Below are 18,773 nucleotides of genomic sequence, written 5' to 3'. Positions count from 1 at the left end.
CTCAGCCCTTGTCGACGAAGCGGCTGCGCTGGATGCTCATCAGGATACCGATGCCCAGACACAAGGTGACGAGCGCGGTTCCTCCGTAGCTGATGAAAGGCAGCGGCACGCCCACCACCGGCAGGATGCCGCTGACCATGCCCATGTTCACGAAAGCATAGGTGAAGAAGATCAGCGTGATCGCGCCGGCGAGCAGGCGCGAGGCGTGGGTGGGAGCCGCCGCCGCGATCGCGAAACCGCGCAGCAGCAGCACGGCGTAGGTGGCGAGCAGCACGAGCGTGCCGAGCAGGCCGAACTCCTCGGCCAGCACCGCAAAGATGAAGTCGGTGTGGCGTTCGGGAAGGAAGGCGAGGTGGGTCTGGGTGCCGTCCATCCAGCCCTTGCCGGTGATCCCGCCCGAACCGATCGCGATCGTCGACTGGATGATGTGAAAGCCCTTGCCGAGCGGATCGCGGGTGGGGTCGAGCAGGGTACACACGCGCTGCTTCTGGTATTCGTGCAGCACCTGCCAGTCGACTTCGGGCTGGCACAGGGTATCGCCGAACGCGACGATCGAGCCCAGCCCGATCACCCCCGCCACGAGCAGCGGAATGATCAGCTTCCACGACAGGCCGGCGAAGAAGATCACGTACAGCCCGGAGGCGGCCACCAGCAGGCTGGTGCCGAGGTCGGGCTGGATCACGATCAGGCCGACCGGCAACGCCAGCAGCACGCCGGCGAGGACGAAGTCGAGGAAGCGGGTCTCGCCTTCGCGCTGCTGGAAGAACCAGGCCAGCACCAACGGCATCGCGATCTTCATCAGCTCGGAAGGCTGGATCCGCGTCACGCCGAGGTCGAGCCAGCGCTGCGCGCCTTTCGACACTTCGCCGAACAGCTCCACCGCAACCAGCAGGATCACGCCGAGGGCATAGAGCGGGACGGCGAGTGCGAGCAGGCGCTTCGGCCTGAGCCAGGCGAGCAGCCACATCCCGGTCAGCGCCACGGCAAAATGGATGAGCTGCGTGTCGACGCGCTCGGGCGAGGCGCTGCGCATCAGCAGGTGAGCGTAGCCGAGCAGGGTCGCCAGCACCAGCAGCAGCACCGGGTCGAGCGGGCGCACCAGGGCGCGGACCAGGGCGAAGGGGTTGAAGCGGGGTTCGTTCACGGCACGCTCCGGGAAACGTCGGGCGGCGCGGCGGCCGGCGGCGCAGGCACGGTGGCGGCTTCGTCCTCCACCGCCTCGCCGCTTTCCATGTCTTCCTTCGCCGGGGCCGCGGCGCGGCGCTCGAGCAGGTAGTAGTCGAGCACCTGGCGCGCGATCGGCGCCGCCGACTGGGCACCGAAACCGCCGTTCTCCACCAGCACGGCGAGGGCGATGCGCGGGTTTTCCGCCGGGGCGTAGGCGACGAACCAGGAATGGTCGCGCAGGCGCTCGCGCACCCGGCCTTCGACGTAGCGCTGGCCGCGCAACGAAAACACCTGGGCGGTGCCGGTCTTGCCGCCGACGGTGTAGGGCGCCCCCTGGAAGGCGCGGCGCCCGGTGCCGCTGCGGTTCACGTCGACCATCGCATCGAGCACCGACTTCAGGTGCGCCTGGCGCAGCGGGATCTGGCGTAGCGGCGCGGGCTCGATCACCCGCCGCGCGCCGCTGCGCGGGTCGACCACGTGCCGGACCACGTGCGGGCGGAACAGCTTGCCGTCGTTCACCAGCGCCGCCAGCGCGTTGGCGAGCTGCAGCGGGGTATACGCGTTGTAGCCCTGGCCGATGCCCACCGAGATCGTCTCGCCGGCATACCAGCGCTGCTGCTCCGCCTTGCGGAAGCGCTCGCGCTTCCATTGTGGCGAGGGCAGCACGCCCGCCGCCTCGCCCGGCAGGTCGATGCCGGTGCGCGCACCGAAGCCGAACGGCGCCAGGAAGGCGGCGATGCCGTCGATGCCCAGATCGTTGGCGAGCTGGTAGTAGTAGGTGTTGCACGACTCGACGATCGACTTGTGCAGGTCGACCATGCCGTGGCCGCCGACCTTGTCGTCCATGAAGCGGTGGCCGCCGAAGTTGAAATAGCCGGCATCGTGGATCGCCTGCTTCGCCGTGCGCTTGCCGCTCTCGAGGCCGGCCAGGGCCATGAAGGGCTTGAAGGTGGAGCCCGGCGGATAGGCGGAATAGATCGCGCGGTGGAGCAGCGGATGGTCGGGCGAGTCGTTGAGCGCCTTCCAGTCCTGGGTGGAGATGCCATCGACGAACAGGTTGGGGTCGAAGCTGGGCATCGACGCCAGGGCGAGGATGCCGCCGGTGGCCGGCTCGATCGCCACCAGCGCGCCGCGGCGCTCACCGAAGGCGTTCTCGGCGACGCGCTGGAGCTCGACGTCGAGCGTCAGCTCGAGATCGTTGCCGGCGATCGCGGGGGTGCGCGACAGGGCGCGCACGGCGCGGCCGCCGGCATTGACTTCGACCTGCTCGACGCCGGTGGTGCCGTGCAGCTCGGCCTCGTAGGACTGCTCCAGTCCGGCCTTGCCGATGTGCTGGGTGCCGCGGTAGTTGGCGGTCTCGCCGCGCTCCTCGATACGCTCGATGTCGCGCGGATTGACCCGGCCGATGTAGCCCAGCACATGCGCCGCGGTGCTGCCCTGGGGGTAGTCGCGCAGCAGGCGCGCCTTCACGTCGACGCCGGGCAGGCGGTAGCGCTGGGCGACCACGCGGGCGACTTCCTCGTCGCTCAGGCGGCTGCGCAGCGGCACGCTCTCGAAGTTGCGGCTCTCTTCGAGCAGCTTGCGGAAGCGGCGGCGGTCGCGCGCCTCGATCGGCACCAGCGCGGCCAGCTCGTCGAGGGTGAGGTCCAGGTCGTGGACTTCCGAGGGCGTGATTTCCAGCGTGTACGTGGCGTAATTGCGCGCCAGCACGACGCCGTTGCGATCGACGATGGCGCCGCGATGCGGCACCACCGGCAGCAGGGCGATGCGGTTGTCCTCGGCGCGGGTGAGGAAGTAGTCGTGGCGCTGCACCTGCAGGACGTAGAAGCGCAGCGCAAGCAGGCCGAAGCACGAGAGCACGAAGGCCGCCGCCACCAGCACCCGGAGGCGGAAGCGGGCGAGTCCGGCGGCAGGCGGGCGGAACTCGGTCATCGGTGGCTGCCCTCAGATCGGGCGGTTGTCATCGCGCTCCACCGGCTGATATTGCGGCAGCAGCAGGAGGAAAGACAGCGGCGTCCACAGCACCGCGGCGCTGAAGCTCGACAGGAAATACGACCAGCCGGGGAACTCGGCCCCGGCGAGCAGACGTACCCCCATCATCAGCGCCTGGCTCAGCAGCAGCAGCGGCAGTACATGCACCGCCTGCTGCCACGGCGGAAACCACAGCACCCGCCGCGCCAGGCGGTTGGCGGAATAGGCCAGCACCACATAGGCGAGCGCATGCTGGCCCATCGCCGCCCCCAGGCCGACGTCGACCAGCAGGCCGAGGACGAAGCCGGTGCCCATGCCGATGCGCAGCGGCTCGCGCACGCACCAGAAGGCCAGCACCAGCGCCACCCAGCCCGGCAGCCCGGGCAGGCGCCCGGTCGGGATGTATTCGAGGCCGAGGGCGACGAACAGGCTCAGGACCACGAACCAGAGCTTGACCGGCAGCAGGATCCGGCTCGAACGGTGGGTGGGCTGCATGGTTCAGCGCTCCTTCCCGGTTTCGGGCGGCGGCGGCGGATAGGCGGCACGGCCGATCACCAGTACGTGCACGCTGCGCTCGACCGCCGCCAGCGGCGCGCACTCGATCCGGGCGAAGGCGTCGGCGTCGCGGTCCACGCGGAGCACGGTCGCCACCGGCAGGCCGGGCACGAAGACGCCATCGAGGCCCGAAGTGACGAGCCGGTCGCCGGGCTGGAGATCGACATCGGCGAGCGCGTGGCGCATCTCCAGGGTGCCGCGGCCGTTGCCGTAGAGCACGCCGCGCACGCCGTTGCGCACCACGCTGACCGGGATCGCCTGCCCGCGGTCGGTGAGCAGGGTGACTTCGGACTGGATCGGATGGACGCGGCTGACCTGGCCGATCACGCCCTGCGCATCGACCACCGCGAGCCCGGCCTCGACCCCCTGTTGCGTGCCGCGGTCGAGGATGACTTTGCGCGCGAAGGGATCGGGCGCGTTGTAGAGGATCTCGGCGGCGATGCTCTTCACCCCGACGCGCTGCGACATCTGCAGCAGCTCGCGCAAGCGGGTGTTTTCCTGTTCGAGCTGCTCGAAACGCAGCAGGCGCTCGCCGGCACCGAGCTGATGGCGGCGCAGCTCGGCGTTCTCGTGCTGGACGTCGATCAGGGTACCGAAGTAGTGCGCGGCGTTGCGCACCACGTCGGCCGGCGTCGCCGCCGCCATCTGCAGCGGATAGGTGATCACCGACAGGGCATTGCGCATCACTTCCAGATAGCGGAAACGCAGATCCGCCACCAGCAGCGCCAGGCAGACGGCGACGAACAGGAGCAGACGCACCAGTGGTGCGGGTCCGCGCCGGAAAATGGGAGGAGGCTGATGGCCGGAGAAAGACATCCGCGAAGCCGGGAGCCGTCAGGTCGTACGGGGTGGCAAGGCCCCGGCGGGCGTGCCGGGACAGTGCATCACTCGGAGGTGAAGATGGAAGCGAGCTTGTCCATCTTGTCGAGCGCCATGCCGCAGCCGCGCGCGACGCAGGTCAGCGGCTCCTCGGCGACGACCACCGGCAGGCCGGTCTCTTCCATCAGCAGGCGGTCGAGGTCGCGCACCAGCGCGCCGCCACCGGTCAGCATCATGCCGCGGTCGGCGATGTCGGCGCCGAGCTCGGGCGGAGTCTGCTCGAGGCCGATCTTGACCGCGGAAACGATCTGGTTGAGCGGCTCGGTCAGGGCCTCGAGGATCTCGTTGGACGAGATCGTGAAGCTGCGCGGGATGCCTTCGGCGAGGTTGCGGCCCTTGACTTCCATCTCGCGCACTTCGGAGCCGGGAAAGGCCGAGCCGATCTCCTTCTTGATCTTCTCGGCGGTGGTCTCGCCGATCAGCATGCCGTAGTTGCGGCGGATGTAGTTGACGATGGCCTCGTCGAACTTGTCGCCGCCGACGCGGATGCTGCCCGAGTACACGATGCCGCCGAGCGAGATCACGCCCACTTCGGTGGTGCCGCCGCCGATGTCGACGACCATCGAGCCGGTCGCGTCCGACACCGGCAGCCCGGCGCCGATCGCCGCCGCCATCGGTTCCTCGATCAGGAACACCTGGCTGGCGCCGGCGGCGAGCGCGGCGTCGCGGATCGCGCGGCGCTCGACCTGGGTCGAGCCGCAGGGCACGCAGATGATGATGCGCGGACTCGGCGACAGCAGGCGTGAGTCGTGCACCTTCTTGATGAACTGCTTGATCATCTGCTCGGTGACGACGAAGTCGGCGATCACGCCGTCCTTCATCGGCCGGATCGCGGTGATGTTGCCCGGCGTCTTGCCGAGCATCTGCTTGGCCGAGTGGCCGACCGCCTGGATCGAGCGCTTGGAATTGGGCCCGCCTTCGGTGCGGATCGCCACCACCGAAGGTTCGTCCAGCACGATGCCTTTGCCGCGCACGTAGATCAGGGTGTTGGCGGTGCCGAGGTCGATCGCGAGATCGTTGGAGAAATAAGAGCGCAGGAAACCGAACATGAAACCTTCCGAAGCCGGTGGATGTGTTTGTCGCGTGCCGCATCGCGAACGCCCGTCCGCTACCGCCAAGCGCTGCAGCCCCGGGCGGGGCAAAGAGACTTATGATAACCTACAAACCTTTGTGGATTCAGCAGGTTTTGTTACCTCATGTCGCTGTCCAATGAACAAGTCGGGCACATCGCCCGCCTCGCGCGGATCGCGCTTTCCGACGCCGAAATCGACGCCACCCGCGCCAAGCTCGACGGGATCTTCGGCCTCATCGAGCAGATGCAGGCGGTCGACACCGCCGGCATCGAGCCGATGAGCCACCCGCAGGAACTCGCCACCCGCCTGCGCGCCGACGCCGTCACCGAAACCGACCGCCGCGATGCCTTCCAGAAGGTCGCCCCGCAGACCGAAGCCGGGCTGTACCTGGTGCCGAAAGTGATCGAGTAAGCGCTCCGCGGCGCCGCGCCAGGCCGGGCGCCCCCGGCCCGCAGCGTTCCGTTCCCGCACCGTCCGGCGCTCCACCCGCCCCCGGCCGGCACTCCCGCCGGCAACCCCCGTCCGTTTTCCGCCCGCCATGATCAACGCCTCCCTCACCGAACTGCGCCGCGCGCTCGACCGCAGGCAGATCTCCAGCGTCGAGCTCGCCACCCTGTTCCTCGACCGCATCGACGCCCTCAACCCGCAGCTCAACGCCTTCATCACCGTCGATCGCGACGGCGCCCTCGCCGCCGCGCATGCCGCCGACGAACGCCTCGCCGCCGGCCGGGGCGGAGCGCTTGTCGGCATCCCGCTCGCGCACAAGGACGTGTTCTGCACCGAGGGCGTGCTCACCACCTGCGCCTCGAAGATGCTGGCGAACTTCGTCAGCCCTTACGACGCCCACGTCGTGAGCCTGCTCAAGGCCGCCGGCGCAGTGAGCCTGGGCAAGACCAACATGGACGAGTTCGCGATGGGCTCGTCGAACGAAAGCTCCTGGTACGGCCCGGTGAAGAACCCGTGGCACACCGGGCGCGTGCCTGGCGGCTCCTCCGGCGGCTCGGCCGCGGCGGTCGCCGCGCGCCTGGCACCGATCGCCACCGGCACCGACACCGGCGGCTCGGTGCGCCAGCCGGCGGCGTTCTGCGGCATCACCGGAATCAAGCCGACCTACGGCACGGTGAGCCGTTACGGCATGATCGCCTACGCTTCTTCCCTCGACCAGGGCGGGGCCTTCGGCGCCTCGGCCGAAGACTGCGCCCTGCTGCTGTCGGCGATGACCGGCTTCGACGAGCGCGACTCGACCAGCCTCGAGCGCCCCGCCGAAGACTACGCCGCCGCCCTCGCCGCCTCCGCCCCGGGGGCGAAACCGCTCGCCGGCCTCACCATCGGCCTGCCGCGCGAGTTCTTCGCCGAAGGCATGGCCGACGACGTGCGCGCCGCGGTCGACGCCGCGCTCGACGCGTACCGCGCCCTGGGCGCGACCACGGTCGAAGTTTCGCTGCCGAATGCGAAGCTGGCGATCCCGGCCTACTACGTGATCGCGCCGGCCGAGTGCTCGAGCAACCTCAGCCGCTTCGACGGCGTGCGCTACGGCCACCGCGCCGCCGACTACGGCGACCTCGCCGACCTGTACAGCAAGAGCCGTGCGGAGGGCTTCGGTGCCGAAGTCAAGCGCCGCATCCTGGTCGGCACCTACGTGCTGTCGCACGGTTACTACGATGCCTACTACCTGCAGGCGCAGCGCCTGCGCCGGCTGATCGCCGAAGACTTCCGCGCCGCGCTGACGCAGTGCGACCTGATCGCCGGACCGACCACCCCGACCACCGCCTGGGCGCTCGGCCAGATGGCCGACGACCCGGTGCAGATGTACCTGTCGGACATCTACACGATCGCGGTCAACCTCGCCGGCCTGCCCGGCCTGTCGCACCCTGCCGGTTTCGGCGCCGAGGGCCTGCCGATCGGCCTGCAGCTGGTCGGCGACTACTTCGCCGAGGCCCGCCTGCTCAACGCCGCGCACCAGTACCAGCAAGCCACCGACTGGCACCTGCGCCGTCCGGCCTGCGCGGCCTGACCCGCGCCGCATGCAACGAGAGACACGAACATGAGCCGATCCGATTGGGAAGTCGTCATCGGGCTGGAAGTCCACGCCCAGCTCAACACCGCGAGCAAGATCTTTTCCGGCGCCAGCACCGCCTTCGGCGCCGAGCCCAACCGCCAGGCGAGCGCGGTGGACATCGCCCTGCCCGGCGTGCTGCCGGTGCTCAACCGCGGCGCGGTCGAGCGCGCGATCCGCTTCGGCCTGGCGATCGGCGCCCACGTCGCCGAAAAGAGCGTGTTCGCACGCAAGAACTACTTCTACCCCGACCTCCCCAAGGGCTACCAGATCAGCCAGATGGACCTGCCGGTGGTGCAGGGCGGCGCGATCACGATCCGCGTCGGCGAGGGTGAGCAGGCCTACGAGAAGACCGTGCGCCTGACCCGCGCCCACCTCGAGGAAGACGCCGGCAAAAGCCTCCACGAGGACTTCCACGGCATGACCGGGATCGACCTCAACCGCGCCGGCACGCCGCTGCTCGAAATCGTCTCCGAGCCCGACATGCGCTCGTCGGCGGAGGCCGTGGCCTACGCCCGCACGCTGCACGCGCTGGTGCGCTGGATCAACATCTGCGACGGCAACATGCAGGAAGGCTCGTTCCGCTGCGACGCCAACGTCTCGGTGCGCAAGAAGGGCGCGACCGAGTACGGCACCCGGCGCGAGATCAAGAACCTCAACTCCTTCCGCTTCCTGCAGCAGGCGATCGACTTTGAGGTCCAGTGGCAGATCGACACCATCGAGGACGGCGGCCGCGTCGAGCAGGCCACCGTGCTGTTCGACCCGGACACGGGCGAGACGCGCATGATGCGCAGCAAGGAAGACGCCCACGACTACCGCTACTTCCCCGACCCCGACCTGCTGCCGCTGGTGATCGCGCCCGACTGGAAAGCCCGCGTGCAGGCGGAAATGCCCGAGCTGCCGGGGGCGATGAAGGCGCGCTTCATGGACGAATGGGGCCTCTCCGCCTACGACGCGACCACCCTCACCGCGGCCAAGGAAGTCGCCGACTTCTACCAGGCCACCGTCGCCGCGGCGGGAACTGCACTCGCCAAACCGTGCGCCAACTGGGTCATGGGCGACCTCGCCGCGCGCCTCAACAAGGCCGAGCTCGACATCACCGCATCGCCGGTCTCCCCCGCCCAGCTCGCCGGGCTGGTCGCGCGCATCGCCGACAACACGATCTCGAACGCAATCGGCAAAAAAGTGTTCGAGGCCCTGTGGAACGGCGAAGGCGGCGGCAAGGCCGACGCCGCCGACGAAATCATCGACAAGCAGGGCCTCAGGCAGGTCACCGACAGCGCTGCGATCGAGGCGATGATCGACGAGGTGCTCGCCGCCAACCAGAAATCGGTGGATGAATTCCGCGCCGGCAAGGAGAAGGCCTTCAACGCCCTGGTGGGACAGGTCATGAAGGCCAGCAAGGGCAAGGCCAGCCCGGCCCAGGTCAACGAGCTGCTGAAGCAGAAACTCGCCGGCTGAGCCCGCCCGAGGCGGGCGGCAAGAAGGCGGGCCCTTCCAGCGTCACGGCCTTGGCGGCCCGGTCGAACCATTTGCTATCGAGAAAGGGGCTGGGGGTTGCTGCGGGCGCGTAGTGCCTCGTACAACTGTCCCGGCCCGAGCAGCGTGTCCAGCAGGCCCTCGCGGACCCGTTCGGACCCCAGCGCCTGGGTGCTCATGGTCGTGTGCGCATCGAGCGCGTCCATGATGGCGTGCAGCAGTGCCTGCGACAGGTCGGGGGAATTCGCGAACTGCTGCTTGCTGTTGTTCGCGGCCTGCTGCACGAGCGTTTCGTTCTCCAGCAGCTTGCCCTTCAGGACGCCGTTCACGTAGACGAGCTGGTCGTCGTCGGACAGCTCGCCTTCGAAGAGGCCATTCACCTTGGCGATGATTTCCTCCAGCAGCGCCTTTTCCTTCTCGTGGAGGGTGCCGCTGCCGGTTTCGCTCATCGGCGGCAGCTTCGGCGTGTCGCCTTCCTTCAGGCTCAGCGTCTGCCGGCCCTTGTCCCGCAGCGTGTGGTGGGTCAGGACCACCTTCGAGAGGTCCACCGTGTCGCGCTCGCGGCCGAAGTCGAGCAGCGGAATCAGGCGCTTGTAGAAGATGAAGCGCTTCTCGATGTCGGTGTTGCCGTAGTCGAAAATCTGCGACAGGAAGGCGTAGAGCCGGTTGAACGCGCCCATGTCGCCCTTGAACAGGACGAGCACGTCCATCGCGTCCTTCGCGGCCTGGGCTGCCTCCTCATCGTGCTTTGCCTGCGCCGCGGCGAGTTCCGTCCGCAGCGCCTTGTAGCGCTTCAGCAGGCGGTCGGCGACCGGAGCGATCGCGGCATTGAGCTGCGCCTGCGTGCCCTTCGGGTCGGTTTCCACCCGGGCCACGCGGTCGACCTCGAAGCTGTCGTAATAACCGCTCACGTCGAGCTTGGCGCGCAGGTCGAAGACGAGGTGCGGGTCGGTGGCCGCCTCCAGCCGGGCGGTTTCGTAGTAGGTCTTGAAGGCCGCCAGGATGTCCGCGGGGTCGTTGACGAAATCGAGGATGTAGGTGGTGTCCTTGCCCGGGTGGGCGCGGTTCAGGCGCGACAGCGTCTGCACCGCCTGGATGCCCGCTAGGCGCTTGTCCACGTACATGCCGCACAGCAGGGGCTGGTCGAAGCCGGTCTGGTACTTGTTCGCGACCAGCAGCAGATGGTAGTCCGGCTCGGCAAACGCGTCGCGGATGTCGCGCCCCTTGAGTCCGGGGTTCAGTGCCTTGCTGTGCTCGGTGACCGGCTCGGGGTAGCTGTCCGGGTCGTCGATTTCGCCCGAGAAGGCCACCAGCACGCCCAGCGCGTACTGCCGCTTGTCGACGTAGGCGGTGATGGCCTTTTGCCAGCGCACCGCCTCCTTGCGGCTCCCCACCACCACCATCGCCTTGGCCCGGCCGTTCAGCAGCGGCTGCACGTTGTCGCGGAAGTGCTCGACCACCACCTGCACTTTCTGCGCGATGTTGTAGGGGTGGAGCCGCACCCACTGCATGATGCCCTTCAGCGCCTCGGACTTCTCGACCTGCTTCTCGTCGTATTCCTGCCCGTTGCTGGCGAGCTTGAACGCGAGCTTGTAGCTCGTGTAGTTCTGCAGCACGTCGAGGATGAATTCCTCCTCGATGGCCTGGCGCATCGAATACACGTGGAAGGGCTCGGGCAGGCCGTCGGCGCCCGGGCGGCCGAACAGCTCCAGCGTCTTCTGCTTCGGGGTCGCGGTGAAGGCGATGTAGGTCAGGCCTCCGTTCCCGTTCTCCTGCGCCGCCTTCGCCGACATCTGCGCCGCGAGCAGCGTCTCGGTGTCGATTTCGCCGCCGTCCTGCAGTTCGGCGAGCTCCTCGGACGAGAGCAGCTGCTTCAGCTTCGCCGCCGCCTCGCCGGTCTGCGAGCTGTGCGCCTCGTCGGCGATCACCGCGAAGCGCTTGCCCTCGGTCGCCGACAACTTCTGCACCGCCTCCAGCGCGAAGGGGAAGGTCTGGATGGTGCAGACGATGATCTTCTTGCCGTCCTTCAGCGCCTGCGAAAGCTGGGCGCTCTTGCTGCCGTGCTCGTCGGTGATGGTGGCGACGACGCCGGTGGTGCGCTGGAAGTCGAAGATGGCGTCCTGCAGCTGAGCGTCGAGCACCGTGCGATCCGACACCACCAGCACGCTGTCGAACACCTTGGCGTGCTGCGCGTCGTGCAGGTCGGCGAGGAAGTGCGCCGTCCACGCAATCGAGTTGGTCTTGCCCGATCCGGCCGAATGCTGGATCAGGTAGCGCTGGCCCGCCCCATTCGCAAGCACATCGGCGACGAGCTTGCGCGTGACGTCGAGCTGGTGATAGCGGGGAAAGATGACGGCGGTGAGCTGCTTCTTGTCGTTGCGCTGGCCGATGAGGTAGCGGCCGAGGATTTCCAGCCAGCTGTCGCGCTGCCACACCTCCTGCCACAGATACCAGGTTGCGAAGCCGAAAGGGTTCGACGGGTTGCCGGCGCCGCCCGCGTTGCCCTGGTTGAAGGGCAGGAAGCGGGTGGCCGTGCCGGCGAGCCGCGTCGTCATCATCACTTCGGACTGGCTCACCGCGAAGTGCACCAGCGCGCCGCCGGGAAAGCCCAGCAGCGGCTCCGCCAGCCCGCCCTTCGGCGCCGGGTTGCGGTCGAAGCGGTACTGGTCGACCGCGTCGCCGACGCTCTGAGTGAAATCCGACTTCAGCTCGGCGGTCGCGACCGGAATGCCATTGACAAACAGCACGAGGTCGAGCGCGTCCTGCGGGTTGTTCAGCGAGTGACGCACCTGCCGTACCACGCGCAGCCGGTTGGCGGCGTAGGCCTGGCCGATGGCCGGATTGATGCCGAGCGCGGGCTTGAACTGCACCAGGGACAGGGGTTTCTTCAGCCCGACCATCTCGACGCCGCGGCGCAGCACCTCCAGCGTGCCAAGGTCGTTGAGGCACTTGCGCACGCGCTCGGCCAGCACCTTGGTCAGGTTCGCGCCGTGCGTCTTCGCGAGCTGCTGCCAGCTCTCCGGCTGGGTCGCTTCGAGCCACGCCAGCAGGTCGGGCAGGAACAGCGCGTTCTGGCGGTCGTAGCGGGCGGCGTCGCCTTCGGCGTACAGCCAGCCGTGCCGGCCGAGGTGCTCGCAGATGGCGGACTCGAAGTGGACTTCCTGGTGCAGGCTGGGCATGGGCGCTTACTCGGCCAGTTCGGGGTACTCGGTGGCCAGCCATTGCCGCGTCAGCACCAGCAGCTTTTCGGCTTCATCCAGACAGCTTGTCAGCGCCGCATCGGTGACCGGCTCGCCGTCGTAGTCGTTGAGGTTGCGCTGCTTGCGCAAGGCGTCGAGGACGATCACCGTCCGGCTCGGCAGACCCAGGGTCTTGGGCAGGGTCTGGATCGCCGTCTGATGATGCCCCGGCTGGCTGGTCGAAGTCCGGTAGCCCTTGGCCCACAGTGCGACCATCGCGCACTGCAGGATGGTTTTGTAGGCGGCATCGAAGCGGTTGTCGTTGCTCAGGCCCGCCACATGGGCATCGGCAAGGTTGCGCGTGGCGGCGCCCAGCAGCTTGGCGATGCCGCCCCTGTCCGGCGCTTGCCGCACCAGCTTGTGGATCGCCAGCAGATTATCCAGCGTCATGGAGATTTCCCATCAGCAACAGAATCGGGTGATTCAGGATGTCGCGGGCGAAGTGATCGTCATGCGACAGGCGGTCCCGCCACTCGGCCGGCCGGTAGACGACGGGATTGATTTCGCGCCCCAGGGTTTCCTGACAGGGATGCAGGGCGCCGACGACGTCGGCGAAGTCGGCCTCGCCCACCACCAGCACGTCGATGTCGGAGTGCGCCGTCTCTTCGCCGCGGGCGACCGAGCCGAAGACCAGCGCCAACGAAATCTGTCCGGCCAGTGGCAGCAAGGCGGCGCGCAGGATGTCGGCAAGTCCGCCCGTCTTGCGGAACAACCCGGCCAGCTCCGCAAACACCGGGCTGCTGCGGTTGGCCTGATACAGCACCTGGTTGCCCTGCTGGCGGCGCGTCAACAGCCCGGCTTCCGCCAGGCGCACCAGTTCCCGGTGCAGCGAGCCGGCGCTGGTCTGCGTCAGTCGCGCGAGTTCGCGCACGTGCAGCGCGTCGTCGGGGTGCAGCAGCAGCCAGCCCAGCACGCGCTGGCGCTGGGTACCGAACAACGTGTCGAGCAGTGGGGTCATGTAGCCGGACAGGCTCCGTTTGTAGCCGAATAAGCTACATTAGGCCGGAACGGCCGCCGGGGCAAGCTCCGCCACGCCGCGCACGTCGATCTTGCCGGTCACGGCGGCGGCGATGAGGGCGCTGCGGCGTTCCTTGAGGAGGGTGATGGCGCGGGTGGCTTCCGTGGTCAGTGCATCGAGGTGAGCAGTCTCGCCATCGATGAATTCTAAAATTTCGTGCTGTTCGTCCAACGATGGCAACGAAATATGCAATTCACCTATCGAGACCATGTTGAGTCCCTCCATCGTTGTTCCTTGGGCTGCCAATGAAAAATATCTCTGACTCGTTGGATTGTTGATGAACACCTGTAGGTATCGTGGAGCAATAACCCTTTCTTTTGCGCGATATAGAACGAGCCGGGGGTTGATGACTCCAGGCTCCACATCGGCAGGCACTAGTGCAGCGCGACCGATGGTTCCCATGACGCTGATTAGAATGTCGTTCGGCCGTACCAAGTAGCGAGTCATCTCGGAAAACTTGTCCTCCGAGATGTAGTAGTCTCCGACAGAAAAATCGTTCGGGATGACCTGCTGTTGTCCGTACACGCGGTAGCCGGAGGCTACGTACATGGCCTTGGTAAGCGACGAACCGTATGGCCCGGCGATGCCTTCATGCACAATGTGCTTCATGCGAGCCACTTTCCAATGCGCCGGCACCTCCCCCAGCCACGCCACGCCCGAATCCTTCATCGGTGCATCCGGGTTCAGTCCCTTGGTGACGGCGTGGGAGATGGTCGCCTGGCGCTTTTCGGCCAGCAGGGCGATGAGCTTTTCCTGCTCGGCGAGCAGCGCGTCGATCTTCGCGGTTTCGCGGTCGAGGAAGGCGGCGATGACTCCTTGTTCTGGCTGGCTTGGCAGGGCCAACAGGATGTTGCGCATCTCGGAATAGTTCGTGCTCCATAAGTCGGCGACGATGCCTTTCCCATAGCGATAGAACTCCTCCTGGAAAGAAACGCTTCTGAGCAAGTGGTGAATAAAGTCGATGTTGATGCCAGGGGCTGGCCGAAGCACCGTGCAGATGAGTGACACAGAGCCATCCTGTCGTGCTGCGCCCGCCGACCCCTTCCGGTCAGAACGGCTATTTATGACGAAATCTCCGGCGCAAACGAGCTTTCGGTTGTCGCCGTCATCGGTTTTGGCTGCTGTCTCAAGCTGCGGAACTACGCCACCTTTGGTAACCGAGAGCGCCGGATAGTCCATGTCGCTTACTTTCTGACGACGCTCCTCGAAAAAGAAGCCAAGACGACGCACATCCCAATGCGCCGGCACCTCCCCCAGCCACGCCACCCCGCTGTCCTTGTACTCGGGATACCTCGGCAGACTCATGCCTCGTCTCCCCGGTCGGCCGCATCCAGTTGATAGAACTCGTGCAGCTTGGCCTGCAGCAATCGCCTGTCGGGCAGTTGCGTCTGGTATTCGGCGATCAGCGCCGGCGACAGGCTGCGGCTCAAGGCGTATTCGACGACCTCGTCATCCTTGCTGGCGCACAGCAGCACGCCGATGGCCGGGTTTTCGTGGGCCTTGCGGACGTCGCGGTCGAGGGCTTCGAGGTAGAAGCCGAGCTTGCCCAGGTATTCCGGCTCGAAGCGGCCGACCTTGAGTTCGATGGCGACCAGGCAGTTCAGGCCGCGATGGAAGAACAGCAGGTCGAGCGCGAAGTCGCGGCCGCCGACCTGCAGCGGGTATTCCGAGCCGACGAAGCAGAAGTCGCGGCCGAGCTCGATCAGGAAATCCCTGAGCCGGTGCAGCAGCCCGCGGTGCAGGTCGCGTTCGGCATGGCTGGCCGGAAGGTCGAGGAATTCGACCAGGTAACTGTCCTTGAACACGCTGAGCGCTTCGGGGTGGGTTCGTCGCGCCACTGGCGAGACTTTTGCGGGACTCAGCACGGTGCGTTCGAACAGCGCGGTCTTGAACTGGCGCTCCAGCTCGCGACTCGACCACTGCTCGCGGATCGCCCGACGCAGGTAGAACTCGCGCTCCTCCGGGCGTTTGCTTTGGCCGAGAATGATGAGGTGATGGGTCCAGGGTAATTGTGTCAGCAGTGCTGACACTAATTGCTGGTCGCGGTATGCCTCATAAAACTGGCGCATGCGGAACAGGTTGCGCGCAGTGAAGCCGCGCAGGCCGGGCTGGCTGCGGGCGACGTGTTCGGCGAGCTGCCTGACCACCCCATCGCCCCATTCGGCGGCGGCGATCTTGCGGCTGATGACTTCGCCGACCTGCCAGTAGAGATCGATCAGCGCGGTGTTGACCGCCTGCACCGCCCGCTGCCGGGCGCTGGCGATGAGCTGGAGGATCTCGCCGAATTCCGCTCTGGCGGCGTTGTCGATGGTGCTCGGGTTGCCGGAAGAGCGCTTCATTCATTGCCCCGGTAAACGAGAAACCCGCCTGGTACGCTTCGTGGAGAGGCGCGGCGGGTGTTGTCGGCAACAGAGTGCGCCATACGCGCATGCATGTCCAGCATGCCGAATCCGTTTCGCATGAACTGTGCGGCAGCCCTCATTCCGCCAGCTCCTCCAGCATCTTCATGATGTTCGCCGAGACCGCCTTCAGCTCCTCGTCGATCGCATGCAGGCTGCGCGGCGGTTCGAAAACGTAGAAGTGACGGTTGAACGGAATCTCGTAGCCGACCTTGCTCTTCTCCCCGTCGATCCAGGCGTCGGGCGCGTGCGGCAGCACCTCGCGCTGGAAGTACGCACCGATGTCCTCGGTCAGCGGCACGTTCTCGGTGTCGCGCAGTGCGCTGTCGGGCTGGGGTTTGCCCTTCTGCTTGCCCTTCAGCCCCAGCACCACCTTGCCGTGCTCGTCGCGCAGCGGGCGTTCGACGGTGAGGGTGGTGTAGCCGAACTCCTCGTTGCGGAAGATGCGTGCGATGGGCACGCGCTTGAGCCGGCCGCCGTCGGGGGCAACCGGCGGCGTGTCGGTGTTGGTGACGAGTTGCGGCTCGCCCAGTTGCCGGCCGGCGGCATCGAATGCCGTGACCAGCTCGGCCTCGGTGAAGTCGCCGAACAGGCGGGTGACGGTGGCGATGTGGGCCTCGCCCATCTCCTTGCGCTTGCTGCCCAGGCTCTTCCTCATCTTCTGCCAGAAGCTGCTGGCGTCGATGAGCTGCACCCAGCCCTTGCGGTCTTCCGGCTTCTTGTTGGAAAGAATCCAGACGTAGGTGCTGATGCCCGTGTTGTAGAACATGTCGGTCGGCAGGCCGACGATGGCCTCCACCAGGTCGTTCTCCAGGACGTAGCGGCGAATTTCGCTCTCGCCCGAGCCTGCGCCGCCGGTGAATAGCGGTGAGCCGTTGAGCACGATGCCGAAACGGCTGCCGCCGTCGTGGGCCGGGCGCATCTTCGACAGCAGATGCATCAGGAACAGCATCGAACCGTCGCTGACGCGCGGCAGGCCGGGGCCGAAGCGGCCGTCGAAGCCCTTTTGCTCGTGTTCCTGGCGCACGACCTTCTCGACCTTCTTCCACTCCACGCCGAAGGGCGGGTTGGAGAGCATGTAGTCGAACTTGCGCCCGGCGTGGCCATCATCGCTGAGGGTGTTGCCGGCGACGATGTTCTCGACCGGCTGGCCCTTGATGAGCATGTCGGCCTTGCAGATGGCGTAGGACTCGTCGTTGAGCTCCTGGCCGTACATCGTCAGCCGGGCCTGCGGGTTGTGCTCCAGCAGGTACTCGCCCGCCACCGAGAGCATGCCGCCGGTGCCGGCAGTGGGATCGTAGATGGTGCGCACCACGGCCGCGCCCGGGGTGAGCACGTCGTCGTCCTCGATGAACAGCAGGTTCACCATCAGGCGGATGACTTCGCGCGGGGTGAAATGCTCCCCCGCGGTCTCGTTCGAGATTTCGGCGAACTTGCGAATCAGTTCCTCGAACACCAGCCCCATGCTGGCGTTGTCGACCCTCTCGGGATGCAGGTCGATATTGGCGAACTTCTCGGTGACGAGGTACAGCAGGTTCGCCTTCGCCAGGCGCTCGACCTGGGTGTAGAAGTCGAAACGCTCGAAGATGTCGCGCGCTGCGGGCGAAAACGCCTGCACGTAGGCGTAAAGGTTCTGGCGGATGTGGTCCTGATCGCCCAGCAGCTTGACCAGGTCGAGCGGCGAAGTGTTGTAGAAGCTCTGCCCCGCCTTGCGCAGCAGGAACGGGTCGGGATTGATGCCTGCCTTGGTCTTGGCCGCGAACTCGGCGAGGACGGCGGGCTTGGTCGCCTCCAGCACGCAGTCCAGGCGCCGCAGTACGGTGAAGGGCAGGATGACTTTGCCGTACTCGGACTGCTTGTAGTCGCCGCGCAGCAGGTCCGCGACCGACCAGATGAAGGATGAGAGGGCTGGGTGGTTCATGTGGGTGTCGATGGCTGGGTTCCGTGTGCGGCCGAAGGCAGCCTGGCAGTCCGCCTTGCCAGCCGAAGCGGCGGTCGGCCCATGACTATAGCGCGGCTTGATAAGCGCGAGGCGGCGCGATCGTTTCGCTATACTGGCAGCAGCCTTTTGCCCGCCGCGGAGTCCGCCATGTGCCAATTGCTCGGCATGAACTGCAACGTGCCGACCGACATCTGCTTCTCCTTCGCCGGCTTCCGCGCCCGTGGCGGACTCACCGACCACCACCGCGACGGCTGGGGAATCGCCTTTTTCGAAGGCGCCGGAGTGCGCGTCTTCCTCGACCCGGCGCCGAGCGCCGCCTCCCCGGTCGCGGAGCTGGTGAAGCACTACCCGATCCGTTCGCTGAACGTGATCGCCCACATCCGCAAGGCGACCCAGGGCGGGATCCGGCTCGAGAACACCCATCCCTTCCAGCGCGAGCTGTGGGGGCGGTACTGGGTCTTCGCCCACAACGGCAACCTGAAGGAGTTCGCCCCGGCGCTCGGCGGACGCTTCCTGCCGGTGGGCACGACCGACTCCGAGCGGGCGTTCTGCTACCTCCTCGACCGCCTCGCCGCGCGTTTCCCACAGGGGGCTCCGGCCCCCGCCGCACTGCACGCCGCGCTGCGCGAGCTCGCGCTCGAAGTCGGCCGCCGCGGCGAGTTCAACTTCCTGCTCTCCGACGGCGACTGGCTGTTCGCCCACTGCTCGTCACGCCTGTGCTACATCCTGCGCAAAGCGCCGTTCGCCGTCGCCCACCTCGCCGACGAGGACCTGACGGTCGATTTCAACCAGCTCACCACGCCCGACGACCGCGTCGCTGTGATCGCGACGACGCCGCTAACCGACAACGAGGCCTGGACCGAGATCCCCCCCGGCAATCTGTTCGCTTTCCATGACGGCCTCCCGGTCGGGCTGGGCGAGACCCGCACGGTGGCACAGGAGGTTCCGCGCCGCCTCCCGGACCATGGTCGCGCGCCGGATGCGGAATAATTCCT

15 protein-coding genes are annotated in these 18,773 nt (G+C 67.0%); 4 read left to right on the top strand and 11 right to left on the bottom strand.

Annotated elements, in window-relative coordinates:
* Window position 1: 1 nt before the first annotated feature.
* From rodA to Tharo_RS00670, 5 genes are all read right to left on the bottom strand, one after another.
* Window positions 2–1,144 carry a rod shape-determining protein RodA gene (gene rodA / locus Tharo_RS00690; RefSeq protein ID WP_107219555.1) on the bottom strand — a complete coding sequence of 381 codons (1,143 nt, stop codon included), beginning with the start codon at window positions 1,142–1,144 and terminating at the stop codon, window positions 2–4.
* Complete coding sequence (gene mrdA, locus Tharo_RS00685) at window positions 1,141–3,099, bottom strand: penicillin-binding protein 2 (RefSeq protein WP_107219554.1); 1,959 nt, start codon at window positions 3,097–3,099, stop codon at window positions 1,141–1,143. The genes rodA and mrdA overlap by 4 nt, the downstream gene beginning before the upstream one ends.
* 12 nt (window positions 3,100–3,111) lie before the next feature.
* Window positions 3,112–3,633, bottom strand: coding sequence for a rod shape-determining protein MreD (gene mreD / locus Tharo_RS00680; protein WP_107219553.1), 522 nt, complete (start codon window positions 3,631–3,633; stop codon window positions 3,112–3,114).
* A gap of 3 nt (window positions 3,634–3,636) precedes the next feature.
* Window positions 3,637–4,509 (bottom strand): rod shape-determining protein MreC, encoded by an 873-nt coding sequence (gene mreC, locus Tharo_RS00675; RefSeq protein ID WP_107219552.1) that lies wholly within the window; start codon window positions 4,507–4,509, stop codon window positions 3,637–3,639.
* 68 nt (window positions 4,510–4,577) lie between these two features.
* The gene (locus Tharo_RS00670) at window positions 4,578–5,621 is read right to left on the bottom strand and encodes a rod shape-determining protein (protein ID WP_075146708.1); all 1,044 of its coding nucleotides are present in this window, start codon (window positions 5,619–5,621) and stop codon (window positions 4,578–4,580) included.
* 147 nt (window positions 5,622–5,768) lie between these two features.
* Between Tharo_RS00670 and gatC the strand changes: the two genes are divergently transcribed.
* From gatC to gatB, 3 genes are all read left to right on the top strand, one after another.
* A complete protein-coding gene (gene gatC / locus Tharo_RS00665; RefSeq protein WP_107219551.1) occupies window positions 5,769–6,056 on the top strand; it encodes an Asp-tRNA(Asn)/Glu-tRNA(Gln) amidotransferase subunit GatC in 288 nt (95 codons plus the stop codon).
* A gap of 127 nt (window positions 6,057–6,183) precedes the next feature.
* Window positions 6,184–7,659, top strand: coding sequence for an Asp-tRNA(Asn)/Glu-tRNA(Gln) amidotransferase subunit GatA (gene gatA, locus Tharo_RS00660; protein WP_107219550.1), 1,476 nt, complete (start codon window positions 6,184–6,186; stop codon window positions 7,657–7,659).
* Between the two features lie 30 nt (window positions 7,660–7,689).
* Entirely contained in the window at window positions 7,690–9,162 is a 1,473-nt protein-coding gene (gene gatB, locus Tharo_RS00655; protein WP_107219549.1) for an Asp-tRNA(Asn)/Glu-tRNA(Gln) amidotransferase subunit GatB, read from the top strand.
* Between the two features lie 74 nt (window positions 9,163–9,236).
* Here gatB and Tharo_RS00650 read toward each other — a convergent pair whose 3' ends face one another.
* The 6 genes from Tharo_RS00650 to Tharo_RS00625 all read right to left on the bottom strand — a co-directional run bounded on the left by Tharo_RS00650 (window position 9,237) and on the right by Tharo_RS00625 (window position 17,757).
* Window positions 9,237–12,359 carry a type I restriction endonuclease subunit R gene (locus Tharo_RS00650; protein ID WP_107219548.1) on the bottom strand — a complete coding sequence of 1,041 codons (3,123 nt, stop codon included), beginning with the start codon at window positions 12,357–12,359 and terminating at the stop codon, window positions 9,237–9,239.
* 6 nt (window positions 12,360–12,365) lie between these two features.
* The gene (locus Tharo_RS00645; RefSeq protein WP_107219547.1) at window positions 12,366–12,809 is read right to left on the bottom strand and encodes a DNA-binding protein; all 444 of its coding nucleotides are present in this window, start codon (window positions 12,807–12,809) and stop codon (window positions 12,366–12,368) included.
* Window positions 12,796–13,377: a MarR family transcriptional regulator gene (locus Tharo_RS00640; RefSeq protein ID WP_107219546.1), complete on the bottom strand. Its 582-nt coding sequence runs from the start codon at window positions 13,375–13,377 to the stop codon at window positions 12,796–12,798. The genes Tharo_RS00645 and Tharo_RS00640 overlap by 14 nt, the downstream gene beginning before the upstream one ends.
* 39 nt (window positions 13,378–13,416) lie before the next feature.
* Window positions 13,417–14,742 (bottom strand): restriction endonuclease subunit S, encoded by a 1,326-nt coding sequence (locus Tharo_RS00635; RefSeq protein ID WP_107219545.1) that lies wholly within the window; start codon window positions 14,740–14,742, stop codon window positions 13,417–13,419.
* The gene (locus tag Tharo_RS00630; RefSeq protein ID WP_107219544.1) at window positions 14,739–15,776 is read right to left on the bottom strand and encodes a PDDEXK nuclease domain-containing protein; all 1,038 of its coding nucleotides are present in this window, start codon (window positions 15,774–15,776) and stop codon (window positions 14,739–14,741) included. Before Tharo_RS00630 ends, Tharo_RS00635 begins: the two co-directional genes overlap by 4 nt.
* Window positions 15,777–15,915: 139 nt before the next feature.
* On the bottom strand, window positions 15,916–17,757 hold the full coding sequence (locus Tharo_RS00625; protein ID WP_107219543.1) for a type I restriction-modification system subunit M: 1,842 nt from the start codon (window positions 17,755–17,757) through the stop codon (window positions 15,916–15,918).
* A gap of 168 nt (window positions 17,758–17,925) precedes the next feature.
* Between Tharo_RS00625 and Tharo_RS00620 the strand changes: the two genes are divergently transcribed.
* Window positions 17,926–18,768: a class II glutamine amidotransferase gene (locus tag Tharo_RS00620; protein WP_107219542.1), complete on the top strand. Its 843-nt coding sequence runs from the start codon at window positions 17,926–17,928 to the stop codon at window positions 18,766–18,768.
* Window positions 18,769–18,773: the final 5 nt, after the last annotated feature.

The organism is Thauera aromatica K172 (assembly GCF_003030465.1).
GTDB classification, from domain to species: domain Bacteria; phylum Pseudomonadota; class Gammaproteobacteria; order Burkholderiales; family Rhodocyclaceae; genus Thauera; species Thauera aromatica.
Note: the sequence above shows the minus strand (reverse complement) of the source record. Positions and strands in the feature narration are given on the sequence as shown.